This window comes from Kineococcus auxinigenes (assembly GCF_050871525.1).
Classification (GTDB): Bacteria; Actinomycetota; Actinomycetes; order Actinomycetales; family Kineococcaceae; genus Kineococcus.
On record NZ_JBKBCT010000039.1, the window covers coordinates 1 to 14,055 of the forward strand.

The window sequence follows — 14,055 nt, forward strand, 5'->3', positions numbered from 1 at the left end:
CCCCCCCCCCCCCCCCCCCCCCCCCCCCCCCCCGTCACCGGGCCGGCGGGCGCGCCCCCCGGGCCACCCCCACCGCGGTGTTGAGGGGTGAGGTCGCGGGAGGGGGCGCTGGGTCAGGGGTGCTGGGTCAGGGGCGCTGGGTCAGGGGTGCTGGCCGAAGACGTGGCGGCGCACCCAGGCGTGCATCGCCACGGCGGCCGCGGCGCCGACGTTGATCGAGCGGGTCGAGCCGAACTGCGCGATGGCGAGCACGTCCGTGCAGCGGGCCACCGCCTCGTCCGTCAGGCCCGGGCCCTCCTGCCCGAACAGCAGCACGCACTCGCGGGGCAGGTCGTACGTCTCCAGCAGCACCGAGCCGTCGACGTTGTCGATCCCCACCAGGGGCAGGCCGCGCGCACTCGCCCAGTCCGCGAGCGCGGCCACGTCGGCGTGGTGGTGCACCGACAGGTACCGGTCGGTGACCATCGCACCGCGGCGGTTCCAGCGCTTGTGGCCCACGACGTGCGCCCCGGCGGCGTTGACGGCGTTGGCGGTGCGCACCACCGAGCCGATGTTCGCGTCGTGCTGCCAGTTCTCCACCGCGACGTGCAGCGGGTGCCGGCGGGTGTCGAGGTCGGCGACGATGGCGGCGTTGGACCAGTACCGGTAGGCGTCCACGACGTTGCGGCGGTCGCCCTCGCGCAGCAGCTCGGGGTCGTAGCGGGGGTCCTGGGGCCACGGGCCCTGCCAGGGGCCGACCCCGACCACGCGCTCCGGCGCGCCCCCCTGCTCGCTGCCCGGCACGGCGCCATCCTGTCAGCCTCCCCGTCAGCTCCCCTTCAGCTCCCCTTCAGCTCCCCGAAGGAGTACCCGTGCCCCGCCCCCGCCCGTTCGCGCAGGTCGACGTCTTCTCCGCCGTGCCGTACCGGGGCAACCCGGTGGCGGTGGTCCTGGACGCCGAGGGGCTGGACGCGGAGGCGATGCAGCGCTTCGCGGCGTGGACGAACCTGTCGGAGACGACGTTCGTGCTGCCGGCGGACGATCCGGGGGCGGACTACCGGTTGCGGATCTTCACCCCCAGCGGGGAGCTGCCGTTCGCCGGGCACCCCACGCTCGGGTCCGCGCACGCCTGGCTGCGGGCGGGCGGGCGCCCGCGCGGCGGGGACGTGGTGGTGCAGGAGTGCGGTGCTGGGCTGGTGCCGGTGCGCCGCGACGGCAGCGCGCTGAGCTTCGCGGCGCCGCCGCTGCTGCGCACCGGGCCGCTGGAGCGGGACGTCCTGGAGCGGGCGGTGCGGGCGCTGGGCCTGGACCGCGCGGACGTGCTGGACCACCGGTGGGTGGACAACGGTCCCGGCTGGGCGGCGCTGCGGCTGGCCTCGGCGCAGCGGGTGCTGGAGGTGGAGGTCGACGCGACCGCGCTGGGCGACCTGCCGCTGGGGGTGGTCGGTGCCCACCCGGCCGGCTCGCCGCACGCCGTGGAGGTGCGCGCGTTCGTGCCGGAGCTGGGGGTGCCGGAGGACCCGGTGACCGGCAGCCTCAACGCCGGCATCGCCCAGTGGCTCACCGGGGACGGCACCCTGCCGCCGGACTACACCGCCGCGCAGGGCGCCCGGGTGGGCCGGGCCGGCGTGGTGCGGGTGCGCACGCTCGACGGCGGGGTGTGGGTGGGCGGGGACAGCACGACCTGCGTGGAGGGCACCGTCCTGCTCTGAGGCGGCGGCCGCGAGGTGGCGGCTCCGGGACGGTTCAGCCGCCGCCCGGACGCGCCGATGACCCGGGTCACGCCCGTCCGCTCCTGGAGGTCCTCGTGTGCCGGCTCCTCGGTTTCGCCGCTCCGGGCCCCACCACGCTCGCGGAGCTGATCGGCGCCGAGCAGCTGGCGGCGTTCCGGGGCCTGTCGGGCCTGCACGCCGACGGGTGGGGCACGGCGTGGGTCGACGGGGCCGGTGGGGTGCGGCGGGTGCGCGACGCGCTGCCGGTGCAGCGCTCGCGGCGCGGGGCGGCGGCGCTGGCGGAGCAGCCGAGCACCGCGCGGCTGGTGCACCTGCGCCTGGCCACGTCGGGGATGACGGTCGGGCACGAGAACAGCCACCCGTTCCTGCACGGCGGCGTCGCCTTCGCCCACAACGGCTCGGTGCCGTCGGTGCCGGTGCTGGAGGACCTGGTCGGCGAGCAGCACCTGGCGCAGGTGCGCGGCGGCACCGACAGCGAGCGGATCTTCGCGCTGGTGCGCCGGTACGCCGACGCGGGCGCGGACCTGACGACGGCCGCGGCCCGCGCGACGCTGCGGCTGCGCGGGGCGTTCCCGGGCGCCAGCCTCAACGCGGTCCTGCTGAGCGCGCACGAGGTGGTCGTCGTGCACGCCAGCGAGCGCTCGCCGGTGCCGCTGGCGGACCTGTGCGCGAGCGGGCTGGCGCCGGCGGACCTGCCGCGCGACCACGCCGAGGGCTACTACCGGATGAGCCTGCTGCGCCGGCCGGACGGGGCGGTGGTGTTCACCTCGGCGGGCATCGACACCACGGGCTGGGAGCCGCTGCCGCCGGCGTCGATCACCACGGTGCGGCTGGACACCCTCCAGGTGCGGGTGCGCGACCTGGAGGGTGCGGCCGCCCGGGGTCAGAGGGTCGCGGGCACCGTGCTCGGGTCGCCGTCCGTGGCCGCGGCCAGCGCCGGGACGGCCTGCTCGATCGCGTAGGGCAGCGACAGCGGGCTGGAGAACCCCAGCGCGCCGGCGAAGTCGTCCTCGAAGCTCGGCACGTAGACGGTGCGGCCCTCGGTGACGACCGCCAGGCCGGCGGCCGCGCCGTTGGCGGTGAACTCCTCGGCGGTGGCGCCCAGGACGACGAGCACGTCGGTGTCCATGACGGAGGCCTGCTCGGCGCTGAGCTCACCCTCGGTGGGGTTGCCCTCGAAGCCGAGGTCCTGGAAGAACTTGCCGCGCGGGTCGCCCGCACCCAGCAGGTAGTACTGGCCGCTGATGATCAGGGCGACGGTGACGGTCTTGCCCGCGAAGCCGGGGTTCGCGTCGATCGCGTCCTGGAAGTCGGCCTCGACCTGCTCGGTCAGCGCGTCCGCCTCGTCGGCCCGGCCCAGGGCCCGGCCGATGACCCGCAGCTCGTCCTGCCAGGTCGCGGCGGCGGCCTCGGTGGGGCCGGGGACGTCGGCGATGGTGGGGGCGATGGCGCTCAGCTGGTCGTAGACCCCCTGCTCCACGTAGGAGTACGCCCCGATGATCAGGTCGGGCTGCAGGGCGGCGATCGCCTCGAGGTTGAGCTCCGCCTCACCGACCTCCGGGATGCCGCCCTCGGGCAGGAGGTCCTGGGCCCACGGTCGCCGGGCGGAGTCGTAGCTGAGGGTCTTGCGGGTGCCCACGGGGGTGACGCCCAGGGCCAGGACGAAGTCCTGCTCGTTGTAGCCGACGGTCACGACCTTGACGGGGGCCGCGGTGATCTCGGTGGAGCCGAGCTTGTGCTCGATCGTCACGGGGAAGGCGCCGCCCCCGCCGGCGGAGGAGGTGCTCGACGAGGTGGAGCCCGCAGCCGCGGGGTCCTCCTCACCGCCGCAGGCGGACAGGGTGACCAGGGCGCCGGAGGCGGCCAGCGCGGTGAGGACGGATCGACGGTGCACGGGCCGAGGATAGCCTCACCTCACCCCCTCCTGGTCCCCTGTCGGCCCGGCCGGGGATCAGGCCGCGCGCCGCCACGCCGAGCGCAGCGACAGGCTGCGCCCGGTCTGCAGCAGGGAGTTCTCGTACAGCCGCCGGGCGACGACGACGAACAGCGCGGCGGTGGCGGCGATGACCAGCAGCGCCACCAGCGGCTCGGACCAGCCGACGTCGCCCTGCAGGACCCGCTTGGGCATGACCATCGGCGAGGACAGCGGCACGTACGACAGGACGGTCTGCAGCGTGCCGGGGTCGTTGGCGGCGAACGTCGCGAAGAACGGCAGCATGACGAGCATCTGCACCGGGGTGGCGGTGGACTGCAGGTCCTCCAGCCGGCTGGCCATCGCCCCGGCCGCCGCCCACAGGCACGAGAGCATCGCGAAGCCGACGACGAAGAACACCACGAACCACACCGCGGCGGTGGGCACGCTGGGCAGGCTGGCCAGCAGTTCCGGCTCGGCGATCGCCAGCCCGCCCAGGCCGGCGGCCACCAGCAGCACGATCTGCCCCAGCGCCAGCAGCCCGTTGCCGACGATCTTGCCGACGAGCAGCTGGTTCACCGGCACGGTGGTGACGAGCAGCTCCACCACGCGGGTCTGCTTCTCCTGCACGACGCTCTGGGCGATGGAGTAGCCGAAGATGACGACGATCTGCAGGAACAGGACGGAGAACGCCAGCCCCAGCAGGTAGGTCGTGAACGGGTCCACGGCATCGGGGTCGAGCAGCCGCTGCGCGGGCGGCGGCGCGCTCAGGGCCTGCTCGGCGGTCGCCGCGTCCACCCCCGTCCCCTGCAGCAGGGCCAGCGACTGCGCGGCCCGCACGCGCGCGGACAGCACCTCCGCCAGCCCGGTCGGCACGTTGCGCTCGCCCACGACCTGCACGGCACCGCCCGCCGAGGGCAGGACCGCGGCGTCGACGTCCCCGGCGCGCACGGCGGCCTCCGCGGCCGCGGCGTCGGCGACGGCGCGGACCGTCACGGCCACGTCGCCGCCCTCGCCGGGGCGCTCGGCCAGCAGCGGGGCGGTGGCGGGGGTGGCGGCCACGTCGTAGCGGTCGGTGCCGCCGGAGAGCAGCCCCGGCAGGAACGCCGCGGCCAGCACGATGACCAGGAGCAGGAGGGTGGAGAACACGAACCCCTTGTCCCGCAGACGTTCGCGCATCTCCCGGTCGGCCACCAGCCACCACTGGCGCTGCACGCTCGCGGTCGCGCTCACCGGGACACCTCCGAGAACAGGTCGGACAGGGACGGCACGACGGGCGCGAACGAGCGCACCGGGCCGCGGCGCAGCGCCTCGGCGAGCAGCCGCTGGTCGGCGCCGGCGCCCTCGACCTCGACGACGACGCGACCGGGGGCGGAGTCCACCAGGCGCACCCCGGGCACGTCGCGCACCCACTCCAGCGGGCCGTTCGCGGCGAGCGCGTACCGCGAGCCGGCGCGGGCCCGGCGCAGCTCCTCCGGTTCCCCGGCGGCCACGACGCGCCCGCCGGCGAGGATGACGAGCTCGTCGCACAGGCGGTCCACGAGGTCCAGCTGGTGGCTGGAGAACAGCACGCCGACGCCGGCGCGGACCCGCTCGCGCAGCAGTTCCGCCATGGCGTCCACGGCGAGGGGGTCCAGGCCGGAGAACGGCTCGTCCAGGACGAGCAGCTCCGGGTCGTGGACGAGGGCTGCGGCGACCTGCACGCGCTGCTGGTTGCCCAGCGAGAGCGACTCCAGCTTGTCCGCGGCGCGCTCGCCCAGGCCGAGGCGCTCCAGCAGGTCTCGCGCGCGGGTGGCGGCGGCGGCGCGGTCCACGCCGTGCAGGCGCGCCAGGAACACCAGCTGCTCCAGCAGCCGGCCCTTGGGGTAGAGGCCGCGCTCCTCGGGCATGTAGCCGAACCGGCGCCGCTGGGCGAGGTCGGGAACGCGCCCGCGGAACGTCACGGTGCCGGAGTCGGGAGCCAGGACGCCCAGGGCGATGCGCATGGTGGTGGTCTTGCCGGCGCCGTTGGCGCCGACGAAACCCACCATGCGCCCGTCGGGCACGGCCAGGCTCACGGCGTCCAGCGCGAGGCGGTCGCCGAAGCGGCGGGTGATGGAGTCCAGGACGAGCACGGGACGACCGTAGGGACGCGCGCGCGCCGGCGCGTCACCCGTTCGGCGCACGGCACCTCCGCCGCTCGGCCCCCTCAGCCGCCGGCGGCGTGCACCCGCACCGCGGCGGCCTCGGCGACGAGGTGGACCTCGTCACCGGGGGCGAGGCGCGCTGCGGCGGCGCTCTCCACGGGGACGTCGGCGAACAGCTCCAGCGGCCCGCGGCACGCGCGCACCCGCACAGCCCGCCCGCGCGGCTCCAGCTGGGTGACGGTGACGCGCCAGCGGTTGCGGGTGCCGCTCGCGGGCCCGGCGGGCTCGGTGGCGTGCACGGCGACGGCGGCGGGGTCCAGGACGGCGACGGCCTCCCGCCCCGGCGGGCAGTCGTCGTCGACGACGCCGGCGACGAGCGTGCCGTCGGCGGTGCGCAGGCCCTCGGCGGTGGCGCGGCCGGTGAGGAGGACCAGCCCGGCGACCCGGGCGGCGAACGCGCTGCGCGGGCGGGTCAGGACGTCGTGCACCGCGCCGCGCTCGGCGACGCGCCCGTCCTGGAGCACGGCGACGGTGTCGGCCAGGGCGAGGACGTCGAGCAGGTCGTGGGTGACGAGCACGGTGCCGTCGCGGGGGGCGTCGTCGCCGCGCAGCACCTCGCGCAGCACCCGCCGCACCTCGGGGGCGGCGGTGACGTCGAGGGCGGCCATCGGCTCGTCGAGCAGCAGCAGGCGCGGTCCGGTGGCGAGCGCCCGCGCCAGGGCGACCCGCTGGGCCTGGCCGCCGGAGAGGGAGCGCGGGCGGCGGCCGGCGAGGTGCGCGGCGCCGACGGCGTCCAGCCAGCGCGCGGCCTCCTCGCGGGCCCCGCGGCGGGGGGCGCCCCCGCTGCGGGGGCCGAAGGCGACGTTGGCGGCGACGCGGAGGTGCGGGAAGAGCAGCGGGTCCTGGGCGAGCAGCGCCACGCCGCGGCGGTGGGCGGGCACGAAGACCTCGCGGCCGGGGCCAGCGGCGGCCAGGACGCGCCCGCCGAGCGCGATGCGCCCGGCGGTGGGGCGCAGCAGCCCGGCCAGCAGGTCCAGCAGGGTGGACTTGCCCGCGCCGTTGGGGCCGAGCACGGCCAGCACCTCGCCGGGGGCGGCCCGCAGATCCACGGCCAGGCCGCGCGGGCCGTGCCGCACGTCCACCTCCAGGCCGCTCACGGGACGCGGGGCCCGGGCCGGCCGCGCACGCCCACCACCACGAGCACGCTGACGACGACCAGCAGCAGCGAGAGGGCGACCGCGGCGTCCGGGTCGGTCTCGCGCTGCAGGTAGATCTCCAGGGGCAGGGTGCGGGTGACGCCCTGCAGGCTGCCGGCGAAGGTGAGGGTGGCGCCGAACTCCCCCAGGGCGCGGGCGAAGGCGAGCACCGCCCCGGAGGCCAGCCCGGGCGCCACCAGCGGCAGCGTCACACGCACCAGCACCCGGCCCGGCCGCGCGCCCAGGGTGGCGGCCACCCGCTCGTAGCGCTCCCCGGCAGTGCGCAGCGCCCCCTCCAGGCTCACGACGAGGAAGGGCATCGAGACGAACGTCTGCGCCAGCACCACGGCGAGGGTGCTGAAGGCGACCTGCACGCCGAGGGCGTCCAGGGCAGGGCCGAGCAGACCGCGCCGGCCCACCGCGTACAGCAGCGCCAGGCCGCCGACGACGGGCGGCAGCACCAGCGGCAGCAGCACCAGCGCGCGCAGCGCGCGCAGGCCCGGGAAGCGGGCGCGGGCCAGCACCAGGGCCAGCGGCACACCCAGCAGCAGGCAGCAGGCGGTGCTGGCCGTGGCCGTGACCAGGCTCAGGCGCAGCGCCGCCAGGGAGGAGGGGGAGGTCACCAGCGCGCCGAAGCGCGGCCAGTCCACGCGGGCGACGACCGCGGCGAGGGGCACCAGCACGAGCAGCGCCCCGGCGGCGGCGGGCACGTGCACCCAGGCGGGCAGCGCACCGCCCACGGGCGCGGCGGCGCGGCGCTCCCGGTGACCCCGCGCCCTCACGCGGCGGGCACCCCGAACCCGGCGGCGAGCAGCACCGCCCGCCCCGCCGGGCCGGTGACGGCGTCGACGAACTGCGCGGCCAGCGCGGGGTCGGCGGCCCCGCTCAGCGCGACGACGGGGTAGGTGCTGACGGTGCCGGCGGCCTCGGGGAACGGCACGGCGGTGACGGCGTCGCCGGCGCGGGCGACGTCGGTGGCGTAGACGAGGCCGGCGTCGGCCTGGCCGGTGGTGACCTTGCCGAGGACGTCGGTGACGGAGGACTCCTCGCTGACTGGCGAGAGCGCGACGCCGGTGGTCTCCTGCACGCGCCGGGCCGCGGCCCCGCACGGCACCCGCGGGGCGCACACCACCACCGCCTGGCCGGGCCGGGCCAGGTCGGCGAAGGAGGTGATGCCGGCGGGGTTGCCGGCGGGGGTGGCGATGGCCAGGACGTTGGTGGCGAACACCTCGGGCTCGCCGGCGGCGAGGCCGGCGCCGGTCACGCGCGCCACCGTCTCCTCGTCGGCGGAGGCGAACACGTCGGCGGGGGCGCCCTCGGTGATCTGGGTCGCCAGGTCGGAGGAGCCGGCGGAGCTGAGCGCGACGTCGACGCCGGGGTGCTCGCGCTCGAAGTCCCGCGCCACCTCGGTGAACACCTCCTGCAGGGAGGCGGCGGCGAACACGGTGAGGGTTCGCCCGGCCCCGTTCGCGTCCGCGCACCCGGCGCTCAGCGCGGCGACCAGGGCGGCGGCGGCCGCGGCGGCCGGCGCGCGCGGGGCCCGGCGGCGCGCGCTCACGCCTGCTCCCCCGCCGCGGTCTCCACGACCACGGTGGTGGCCTTGACGACGGCGGTGGCGCGGCTGCCGGGCTGCAGGCCCAGCTCCTCGGCGGCCTCGCGGCTCATCAGGGAGACCACGCGGTGCGGCCCGCACTGCATCTCCACCTGCGCCATGACCCCGTCGACGAGGACGCGGGTGACCAGGCCCGCGAAGCGGTTGCGCGCCGAGCGCGCCACCCCGGTGGCGTCGGGCGCGGCGCCGGCGGCGGTGCGCACCGCGAAGGCGGCCAGGGCGGCGCCGTCCACGACGAGGCGCCCGGCGCCGTCGCGCGCGGCGGGCAGCGCCCCGGCCTCGGTCCAGCGGCGGGCGGTGTCGTCGGAGACGCCGAGCAGCTCGGCCACCTCGCGGATCCGGTACTGCGGCACGCGAGCAGCGTAAGCGCCGCACCTGCGGCGCGTGGAGCCGGTGGTGGCCGCAGGCGCGTCACTCGCCGCGCAGGACCGCCAGCATCTGCGGCAGCTCGAACACCTGCGCCACGGCCACGCCGGACTGCCGGCCCAGCTCGGGGTCGGCCCCGGCGGCCAGCAGGGCCCGCACGACCGGCTCGTCCTGCCGGAAGACGGCCGCGCCCAGCGCGGTCTGGCCCTTGTCGTTGACGCGGGAGTGGTCGGCGCCGCGCTCGAGCAGCGCCCGCACCAGCTCCTCGTGGCGGTGGTAGGCGGCCAGGATCAGCAGGGTGTCGCCGGAGGAGTTCGTCAGGTCCACCGGCACCCCGGCGTCCAGGCGCTCCAGCAGCGCGCCGGCGGCTCCCTCGCGCGCCAGCTCGAAGGTCTCCTGCAGGAAGCGCAGCTCGTCGTCGCTCAGGTCCGCGGTCACGACCCCGACGGTAACGGCGGCCGGAGGGCTGGCGCCCGGGCCGCTGCGCCCCCTACGGTGCACTGAACCGGTTCGGTGCAGCGTCGCCCGCGGGTCGCGCCGCCCGAGCCGCGACCGGCGAAGGACCCGAGAGGACGACGTGCTCGACACCGACAAGATCTCCGTGCAGCTGTACACGGTCCGCGACGCGCTCGCGGCCGACACCGACGGCACCCTGGCCCGCCTGGCCGCCATCGGCTTCCGCAAGGTCGAGCCGTTCGGCCTGACCGAGTGGGCGCCGAAGCTGGCCCCGGCGCTGGCCGCCCACGGCCTGAGCGCCCCCAGCACCCACGCCAAGGTCGTCGGCGGCGACGTCGAGGAGGTCCTCGCGGCCGCCGCCACCACCGGCACCACGCTCGTCGTGGAACCGTTCGTGGACCCCGAGCGCTGGACCACGGCCGAGGACGTCGCCGCCATCGCCGCCGAGCTGAACGCCGCCGCGCGCCGCGCCGCCGACGCCGGCGTCACCATCGGCTACCACAACCACTGGTTCGAGCTGGAGAACCTCATCGGCGGGCGCACCGCCCTGGAGGTGCTCGCCGACTCCCTCGACGACGCCGTCGCCCTGGAGGTCGACACCTACTGGGTCGCCGTCGGCGGCCAGGACCCCGCGGCCCTGCTGGGCCGACTGGGCGAGCGCGTCAAGGCCGTGCACCTGAAGGACGGCGACGGCACCCGCGAGACGAAGAACCAGGTCGCCCTCGGCGCCGGCTCGATCGACGTGGCCGCGATCCTCGCCGCCTCCTCCGGCGTGCAGCTGGGCGTCGTCGAGCTGGACGACACCACCGGCGACGTCTTCGAGGCCGTCGCCGGCGGCTACGCCTACCTCGCCGGGACGGGGGCGCAGGCGTGAGCGCCCCCGAGCCCCGCACCGGTCCCGTCGGCATCGGCATCATCGGTGCCGGCGTCATCTCCGGCACCTACCTGGAGAACCTCACCGCCTTCCCCGACGTGCAGGTGCACGCGATCGGCGACCTCTTCCCCGAGGCGGCGAAGGCCCGGGCCGAGGCGCACGGCGTGCCCCACCACGGCGGCATCGACGCGGTCCTGCAGAACGACGACGTGGAGGTCGTCGTCAACCTGACGATCCCCGCCGCGCACGTGGAGGTCTCCTCCGCGGCCATCGCCGCCGGCAAGCACGTGTGGAGCGAGAAGCCCATCGCGCTGGACCGCGCCGGCGGCGAGACCCTCCTCGCCCAGGCGGCCGCCGCGGGCGTGCGGCTGGGCTGCGCGCCCGACACCTTCCTGGGCGCCGGGGTGCAGGCGTCGCTGGCCGCGATCCGCCGCGGCGACATCGGCACCCCGCTGAGCGCGCTGACGCTCATGCAGTCCCCCGGCCCGGAGTCGTGGCACCCCAACCCGGCGTTCCTGTTCCAGCACGGCGCCGGCCCGCTGTTCGACATCGGCCCGTACTACTTCACGCTGCTGGTGCAGGCGTTCGGGCCGGTGGCCGCGGTCGCCGCGATCGGCTCGAAGTCGCGCGCCTCCCGCGTCATCGGCTCCGGGCCCAAGGCCGGCGAGAGCTTCGAGGTGACGGTGCCCACCCACGTCAGCGCCCTGGCGCAGTTCGAGAGCGGGCAGAGCTCGCAGAGCATCCTCAGCTTCGACTCCCCGCTGCAGCGGCACGGCTTCGTGGAGATCACCGGGACCGAGGCCACCCTGGAGGTGCCCGACCCGAACAACTTCGACGGCGACGTGCGCATCCGGCGCACCGGCTCGGAGGAGTGGGAGCTGCTGGCCTCCACGACGGCGAGCTCCACCCGCGGCACGGGCGTGCTGGAGATGGCGCGCGCGATCCGCGCCGGGCGCCCGCACCGCGTGCAGGGCGCGCTGGCCCACCACGTCGTGGACGTGCTGGTCTCCATCGACGAGTCGATCAGGAGCCGGCAGTTCGTCGACGTGGCCAGCACCGTCGAGGCGGCCGAGCCGCTGCCGGCGGACTGGGACCCCACCGCCCGCACCGTCTGAGCACGCGGCCCGGGCGCACCGCCCCGGCGGCGGGGTCCACCCCCGGGTGGACCCCGCCGCCGTTCGCAGGACCTCCCCCTCCGCCTCACGGCTGATCCTCAGCCGGGGCGGTTCCCGGGCGCCGGGGGCCGACCTACCCTGGGCACGTGCCCCTCCTCGCCGAGCTCTCGGCTGCCGTGCCCACCGCTCACGCCGTGCTGCCGGACTGGCTGGAGGCCACCTCCCTGCTGGACACCCTGGGCGGCGCGGCGCTGTGGGGCGCGGCGGCCATCGTCTTCGCCGAGTGCGGGCTGCTGGTCGGCTTCTTCCTGCCGGGCGACTCGCTGCTGTTCACGCTGGGCCTGTTCACCCGCGACGGGCACGTCCCGCACGCCATCTGGTTCGTCTGCCTGGTGCTGTCGGTCGCGGCGTTCGCCGGCAACGTCCTCGGTTACGAGATCGGCCGCAAGGCGGGCCCGGCCGTCCTGGACCGGCCCGGCTCGAGGATCTTCAAGCGCCGGCACGTCGAGAGGACGCAGGCGTTCTTCACCACCTACGGGGCGCGGGCGATCATCCTGGCGCGCTTCGTGCCGATCGTGCGGACCTTCATCACCGTCGCCGCGGGCGCCGGGCGGATGCCGCGGCGCACCTTCTTCGTCTTCTCCGCCGTGGGCGCCGTGCTGTGGGGCACCGGCGTCACCCTCCTGGGGTACCTGCTCGGCGGCGTCCCGCTCATCCGGGACAACATCGAGCTGGGCCTGCTGATCCTCGTGGTCCTGTGCGTGCTCCCGGTGGCCGTGGAGCTCCTCAACGCCCGCCGCAAGCAGCGCCGCGCCGCCGCCGCGCTGCCTGCCCAGACCACGCTGCGCGTCGACGAGGTCACCCCCGAGAACCACCGCTGAGACCTCCGGGGCAGGATGGCCGGGTGCCTCGCTCGGAGCAGCTGCTGTCCCTGCGGTGGGGCGACATGGACGCCTACCGCCACGTCAACAACGTCGAGGTGCTGCGGCTGCTGGAGGAGGCGCGGGTGCGCGCCTTCGGGGTGCCCGCCGCGGACGGCTCCGCGCCGATGCTCGCCACCGGGATGGTCGTGGCCCGCCACGAGGTGGACTACCTGCTGCCGCTGGACTACCGCCCCGAACCGGTGGCGGTGCACCTGTGGGTCGAGCGCGTCGGCGGCGCCAGCTTCCAGGTGCGCTACGAGGTGCGCGAGCCGGACCCGCCGGCACCGGCCGCGGGCGGACCCCGCACCTACGTGCGCGCCGTCACCACGTGCGTGTCCTACGACTTCGACGCCGGCCGCCCGCGCCGCCTCGAGGAGGCCGAGCGGGCCCGGCTGGCGCTGCTGGCCGACGGGCCGGCGACCGGCTGAGGAGCCGCCGCGACCGGCGCCTGCGAGGATCGCGGGGTGTCCGACTGGCTCGCGCAGCTCGCCGACCCGCAGCTGGAGCACCTCGGCGCCCTGGGCGTCTACGCCCTCGTCTTCGGCATCGTGTTCGCCGAGACGGGCACGCTCGTGGGCTTCTGGTTGCCCGGCAGCACCGTCCTGTTCAGCGCCGGCCTGCTGGCCGCCCGCGACGGCAGCCCGGTCTCGCTACCGGTGCTCGTGGTGGGGGTGACGCTCGCGGCGGTCCTGGGCGACACCGTCGGGTACTGGTCCGGTCGGCGCCTGGGCCGGCCCTGGCTGCTGCGCCGGGCCGGCAAGGCCGCCAAGCACCTGCCGCGGGCGGAGGCGTTCTACGCGAAGTACGGCTGGTTCGCCGTCGTGGGCTGCCGCTACATCCCGTGGCTGCGGGCGTTCACCCCCATCATCGCCGGCACCGCCGCCATGTCGTACGCCGCGTTCGCCAGCGCCAACGTCGTCGGAGCGCTGACGTGGGGGGCGCTGCTCGTGCTCGCCGGGTACGCCGCCGACTCGCTGCCGTGGATCCGCACTCTGGCGTACGCGATCGCCGGCACCGCGATCGTCTTCTCGATCGTCGCGCCGATCGCCGGGGCGCTGCGGCGGCGCCGCACGGCGCGCACCCGGTGAGCGCACCGCGTCCCGTGCCGGCGCGCGCGGTGCGCACGGAGACGGTCGTGGAGCGCTCCCGCTTCCTGTGCGTGCTCCAGCCGGTGCCCGACGAGGCCGCCGCCGACGCCGTCGTGGCGGCCGTGCGCCGGGAGTTCCCCGGCGCGCGGCACCACTGCTCGGCGCGGGTGCTGGGCGACGACGGGGAGGTGCGGCGCTCGAGCGACGACGGTGAGCCCGCCGGCACAGCCGGGGCGCCGATGCTCGCCGCGCTCGACGGCGCCGGCGTGACGGGCGCGGTGGCGGTGGTGGTCCGCTGGTTCGGCGGGGTGCTGCTGGGCACCGGCGGGCTGGTGCGCGCCTACGGCGGCGCGGTGGCCGGGGCGCTGGCCGAGGCGGGTGTGCTGCGCCGGCACCGGGTGGAGCTGGTGCAGGTGCGCGCCGACCTGGCCGGGGCCGGGCGCGTGGAGGCCGAGCTGCGCCGCCGGCACGCCGTCGAGGACGTCGAGTGGGGCGCGGACGGCTGGCGCGCGGTGGTGGCGGTGCCGGCCGGCGGGCGCGAGGCGCTGGCGGCGGACCTGGCCGCCGCGGGCCTGCCCCCCGCCGCCACCGACCTCACCCCCCTGGGCCCCGCCGTCCGCCCCCTCCCCTGACCCTCTCCTCCTCCGCGTCCGCACGACACCAGCGGTGATCTTG

The 14,055-nt window shown here is 76.7% G+C and carries 17 protein-coding genes and 1 pseudogene; 8 read left to right on the plus strand and 10 right to left on the minus strand.

The features are described 5' to 3' along the window. Positions 1-141 precede the first annotated feature (141 nt). On the minus strand, positions 142-783 hold the full coding sequence (locus tag ACRYR9_RS11835) for a TrmH family RNA methyltransferase (protein ID WP_432493344.1): 642 nt from the start codon (positions 781-783) through the stop codon (positions 142-144). 68 nt (positions 784-851) lie between these two features. Here ACRYR9_RS11835 and ACRYR9_RS11840 point away from each other — a divergent pair, with 68 nt between their 5' ends. Next, a complete protein-coding gene (locus ACRYR9_RS11840) occupies positions 852-1,691 on the plus strand; it encodes a PhzF family phenazine biosynthesis protein (RefSeq protein ID WP_432493346.1) in 840 nt (279 codons plus the stop codon). A 95-nt stretch (positions 1,692-1,786) separates the two neighbouring features. Beyond that, positions 1,787-2,674 carry a class II glutamine amidotransferase gene (locus ACRYR9_RS11845; RefSeq protein WP_432493348.1) on the plus strand — a complete coding sequence of 296 codons (888 nt, stop codon included), beginning with the start codon at positions 1,787-1,789 and terminating at the stop codon, positions 2,672-2,674. Here ACRYR9_RS11845 and ACRYR9_RS11850 read toward each other — a convergent pair. The 9 genes and pseudogenes from ACRYR9_RS11850 to ACRYR9_RS11890 all read right to left on the minus strand — a co-directional run bounded on the left by ACRYR9_RS11850 (position 2,596) and on the right by ACRYR9_RS11890 (position 9,362). Further along, the gene (locus ACRYR9_RS11850) at positions 2,596-3,606 is read right to left on the minus strand and encodes an ABC transporter substrate-binding protein (protein WP_432493350.1); all 1,011 of its coding nucleotides are present in this window, start codon (positions 3,604-3,606) and stop codon (positions 2,596-2,598) included. The genes ACRYR9_RS11845 and ACRYR9_RS11850 overlap by 79 nt on opposite strands. A 57-nt stretch (positions 3,607-3,663) precedes the next feature. Next, the gene (locus tag ACRYR9_RS11855; RefSeq protein WP_432493352.1) at positions 3,664-4,857 is read right to left on the minus strand and encodes an ABC transporter permease; all 1,194 of its coding nucleotides are present in this window, start codon (positions 4,855-4,857) and stop codon (positions 3,664-3,666) included. After that, positions 4,854-5,738 carry an ABC transporter ATP-binding protein gene (locus ACRYR9_RS11860; RefSeq protein ID WP_432493354.1) on the minus strand — a complete coding sequence of 295 codons (885 nt, stop codon included), beginning with the start codon at positions 5,736-5,738 and terminating at the stop codon, positions 4,854-4,856. Before ACRYR9_RS11860 ends, ACRYR9_RS11855 begins: the two co-directional genes overlap by 4 nt. Positions 5,739-5,812: 74 nt before the next feature. Continuing rightward, on the minus strand, positions 5,813-6,418 hold the full coding sequence (locus ACRYR9_RS11865) for a TOBE domain-containing protein (RefSeq protein ID WP_432493430.1): 606 nt from the start codon (positions 6,416-6,418) through the stop codon (positions 5,813-5,815). A 6-nt stretch (positions 6,419-6,424) separates the two neighbouring features. Beyond that, a pseudogene (locus ACRYR9_RS11870) lies at positions 6,425-6,889 on the minus strand (ATP-binding cassette domain-containing protein); the annotation flags it as partial. 14 nt (positions 6,890-6,903) lie between these two features. Further along, entirely contained in the window at positions 6,904-7,728 is an 825-nt protein-coding gene (locus tag ACRYR9_RS11875) for an ABC transporter permease (protein ID WP_432493356.1), read from the minus strand. Next, complete coding sequence (gene modA / locus ACRYR9_RS11880; RefSeq protein ID WP_432493358.1) at positions 7,725-8,504, minus strand: molybdate ABC transporter substrate-binding protein; 780 nt, start codon at positions 8,502-8,504, stop codon at positions 7,725-7,727. The genes ACRYR9_RS11875 and modA overlap by 4 nt, the downstream gene beginning before the upstream one ends. Further along, a complete protein-coding gene (locus ACRYR9_RS11885) occupies positions 8,501-8,911 on the minus strand; it encodes a TOBE domain-containing protein (RefSeq protein ID WP_432493360.1) in 411 nt (136 codons plus the stop codon). The genes modA and ACRYR9_RS11885 overlap by 4 nt, the downstream gene beginning before the upstream one ends. Positions 8,912-8,969: 58 nt before the next feature. Next, entirely contained in the window at positions 8,970-9,362 is a 393-nt protein-coding gene (locus ACRYR9_RS11890) for an ankyrin repeat domain-containing protein (RefSeq protein WP_432493362.1), read from the minus strand. A gap of 139 nt (positions 9,363-9,501) precedes the next feature. Here ACRYR9_RS11890 and ACRYR9_RS11895 point away from each other — a divergent pair, with 139 nt between their 5' ends. From ACRYR9_RS11895 to ACRYR9_RS11920, 6 genes are all read left to right on the plus strand, one after another. Further along, positions 9,502-10,254: a sugar phosphate isomerase/epimerase family protein gene (locus tag ACRYR9_RS11895; RefSeq protein WP_432493364.1), complete on the plus strand. Its 753-nt coding sequence runs from the start codon at positions 9,502-9,504 to the stop codon at positions 10,252-10,254. Beyond that, positions 10,251-11,369 carry a Gfo/Idh/MocA family protein gene (locus ACRYR9_RS11900; protein ID WP_432493366.1) on the plus strand — a complete coding sequence of 373 codons (1,119 nt, stop codon included), beginning with the start codon at positions 10,251-10,253 and terminating at the stop codon, positions 11,367-11,369. The genes ACRYR9_RS11895 and ACRYR9_RS11900 overlap by 4 nt, the downstream gene beginning before the upstream one ends. 146 nt (positions 11,370-11,515) lie before the next feature. Next, positions 11,516-12,250 carry a DedA family protein gene (locus ACRYR9_RS11905; RefSeq protein WP_432493368.1) on the plus strand — a complete coding sequence of 245 codons (735 nt, stop codon included), beginning with the start codon at positions 11,516-11,518 and terminating at the stop codon, positions 12,248-12,250. Positions 12,251-12,273: 23 nt separating this feature from the next. Further along, positions 12,274-12,720 carry an acyl-CoA thioesterase gene (locus tag ACRYR9_RS11910; protein WP_432493370.1) on the plus strand — a complete coding sequence of 149 codons (447 nt, stop codon included), beginning with the start codon at positions 12,274-12,276 and terminating at the stop codon, positions 12,718-12,720. 36 nt (positions 12,721-12,756) lie between these two features. After that, positions 12,757-13,380, plus strand: coding sequence for a DedA family protein (locus ACRYR9_RS11915; protein ID WP_432493372.1), 624 nt, complete (start codon positions 12,757-12,759; stop codon positions 13,378-13,380). Next, positions 13,377-14,012, plus strand: coding sequence for a YigZ family protein (locus ACRYR9_RS11920; protein WP_432493374.1), 636 nt, complete (start codon positions 13,377-13,379; stop codon positions 14,010-14,012). The genes ACRYR9_RS11915 and ACRYR9_RS11920 overlap by 4 nt, the downstream gene beginning before the upstream one ends. Positions 14,013-14,055 lie beyond the last annotated feature (43 nt).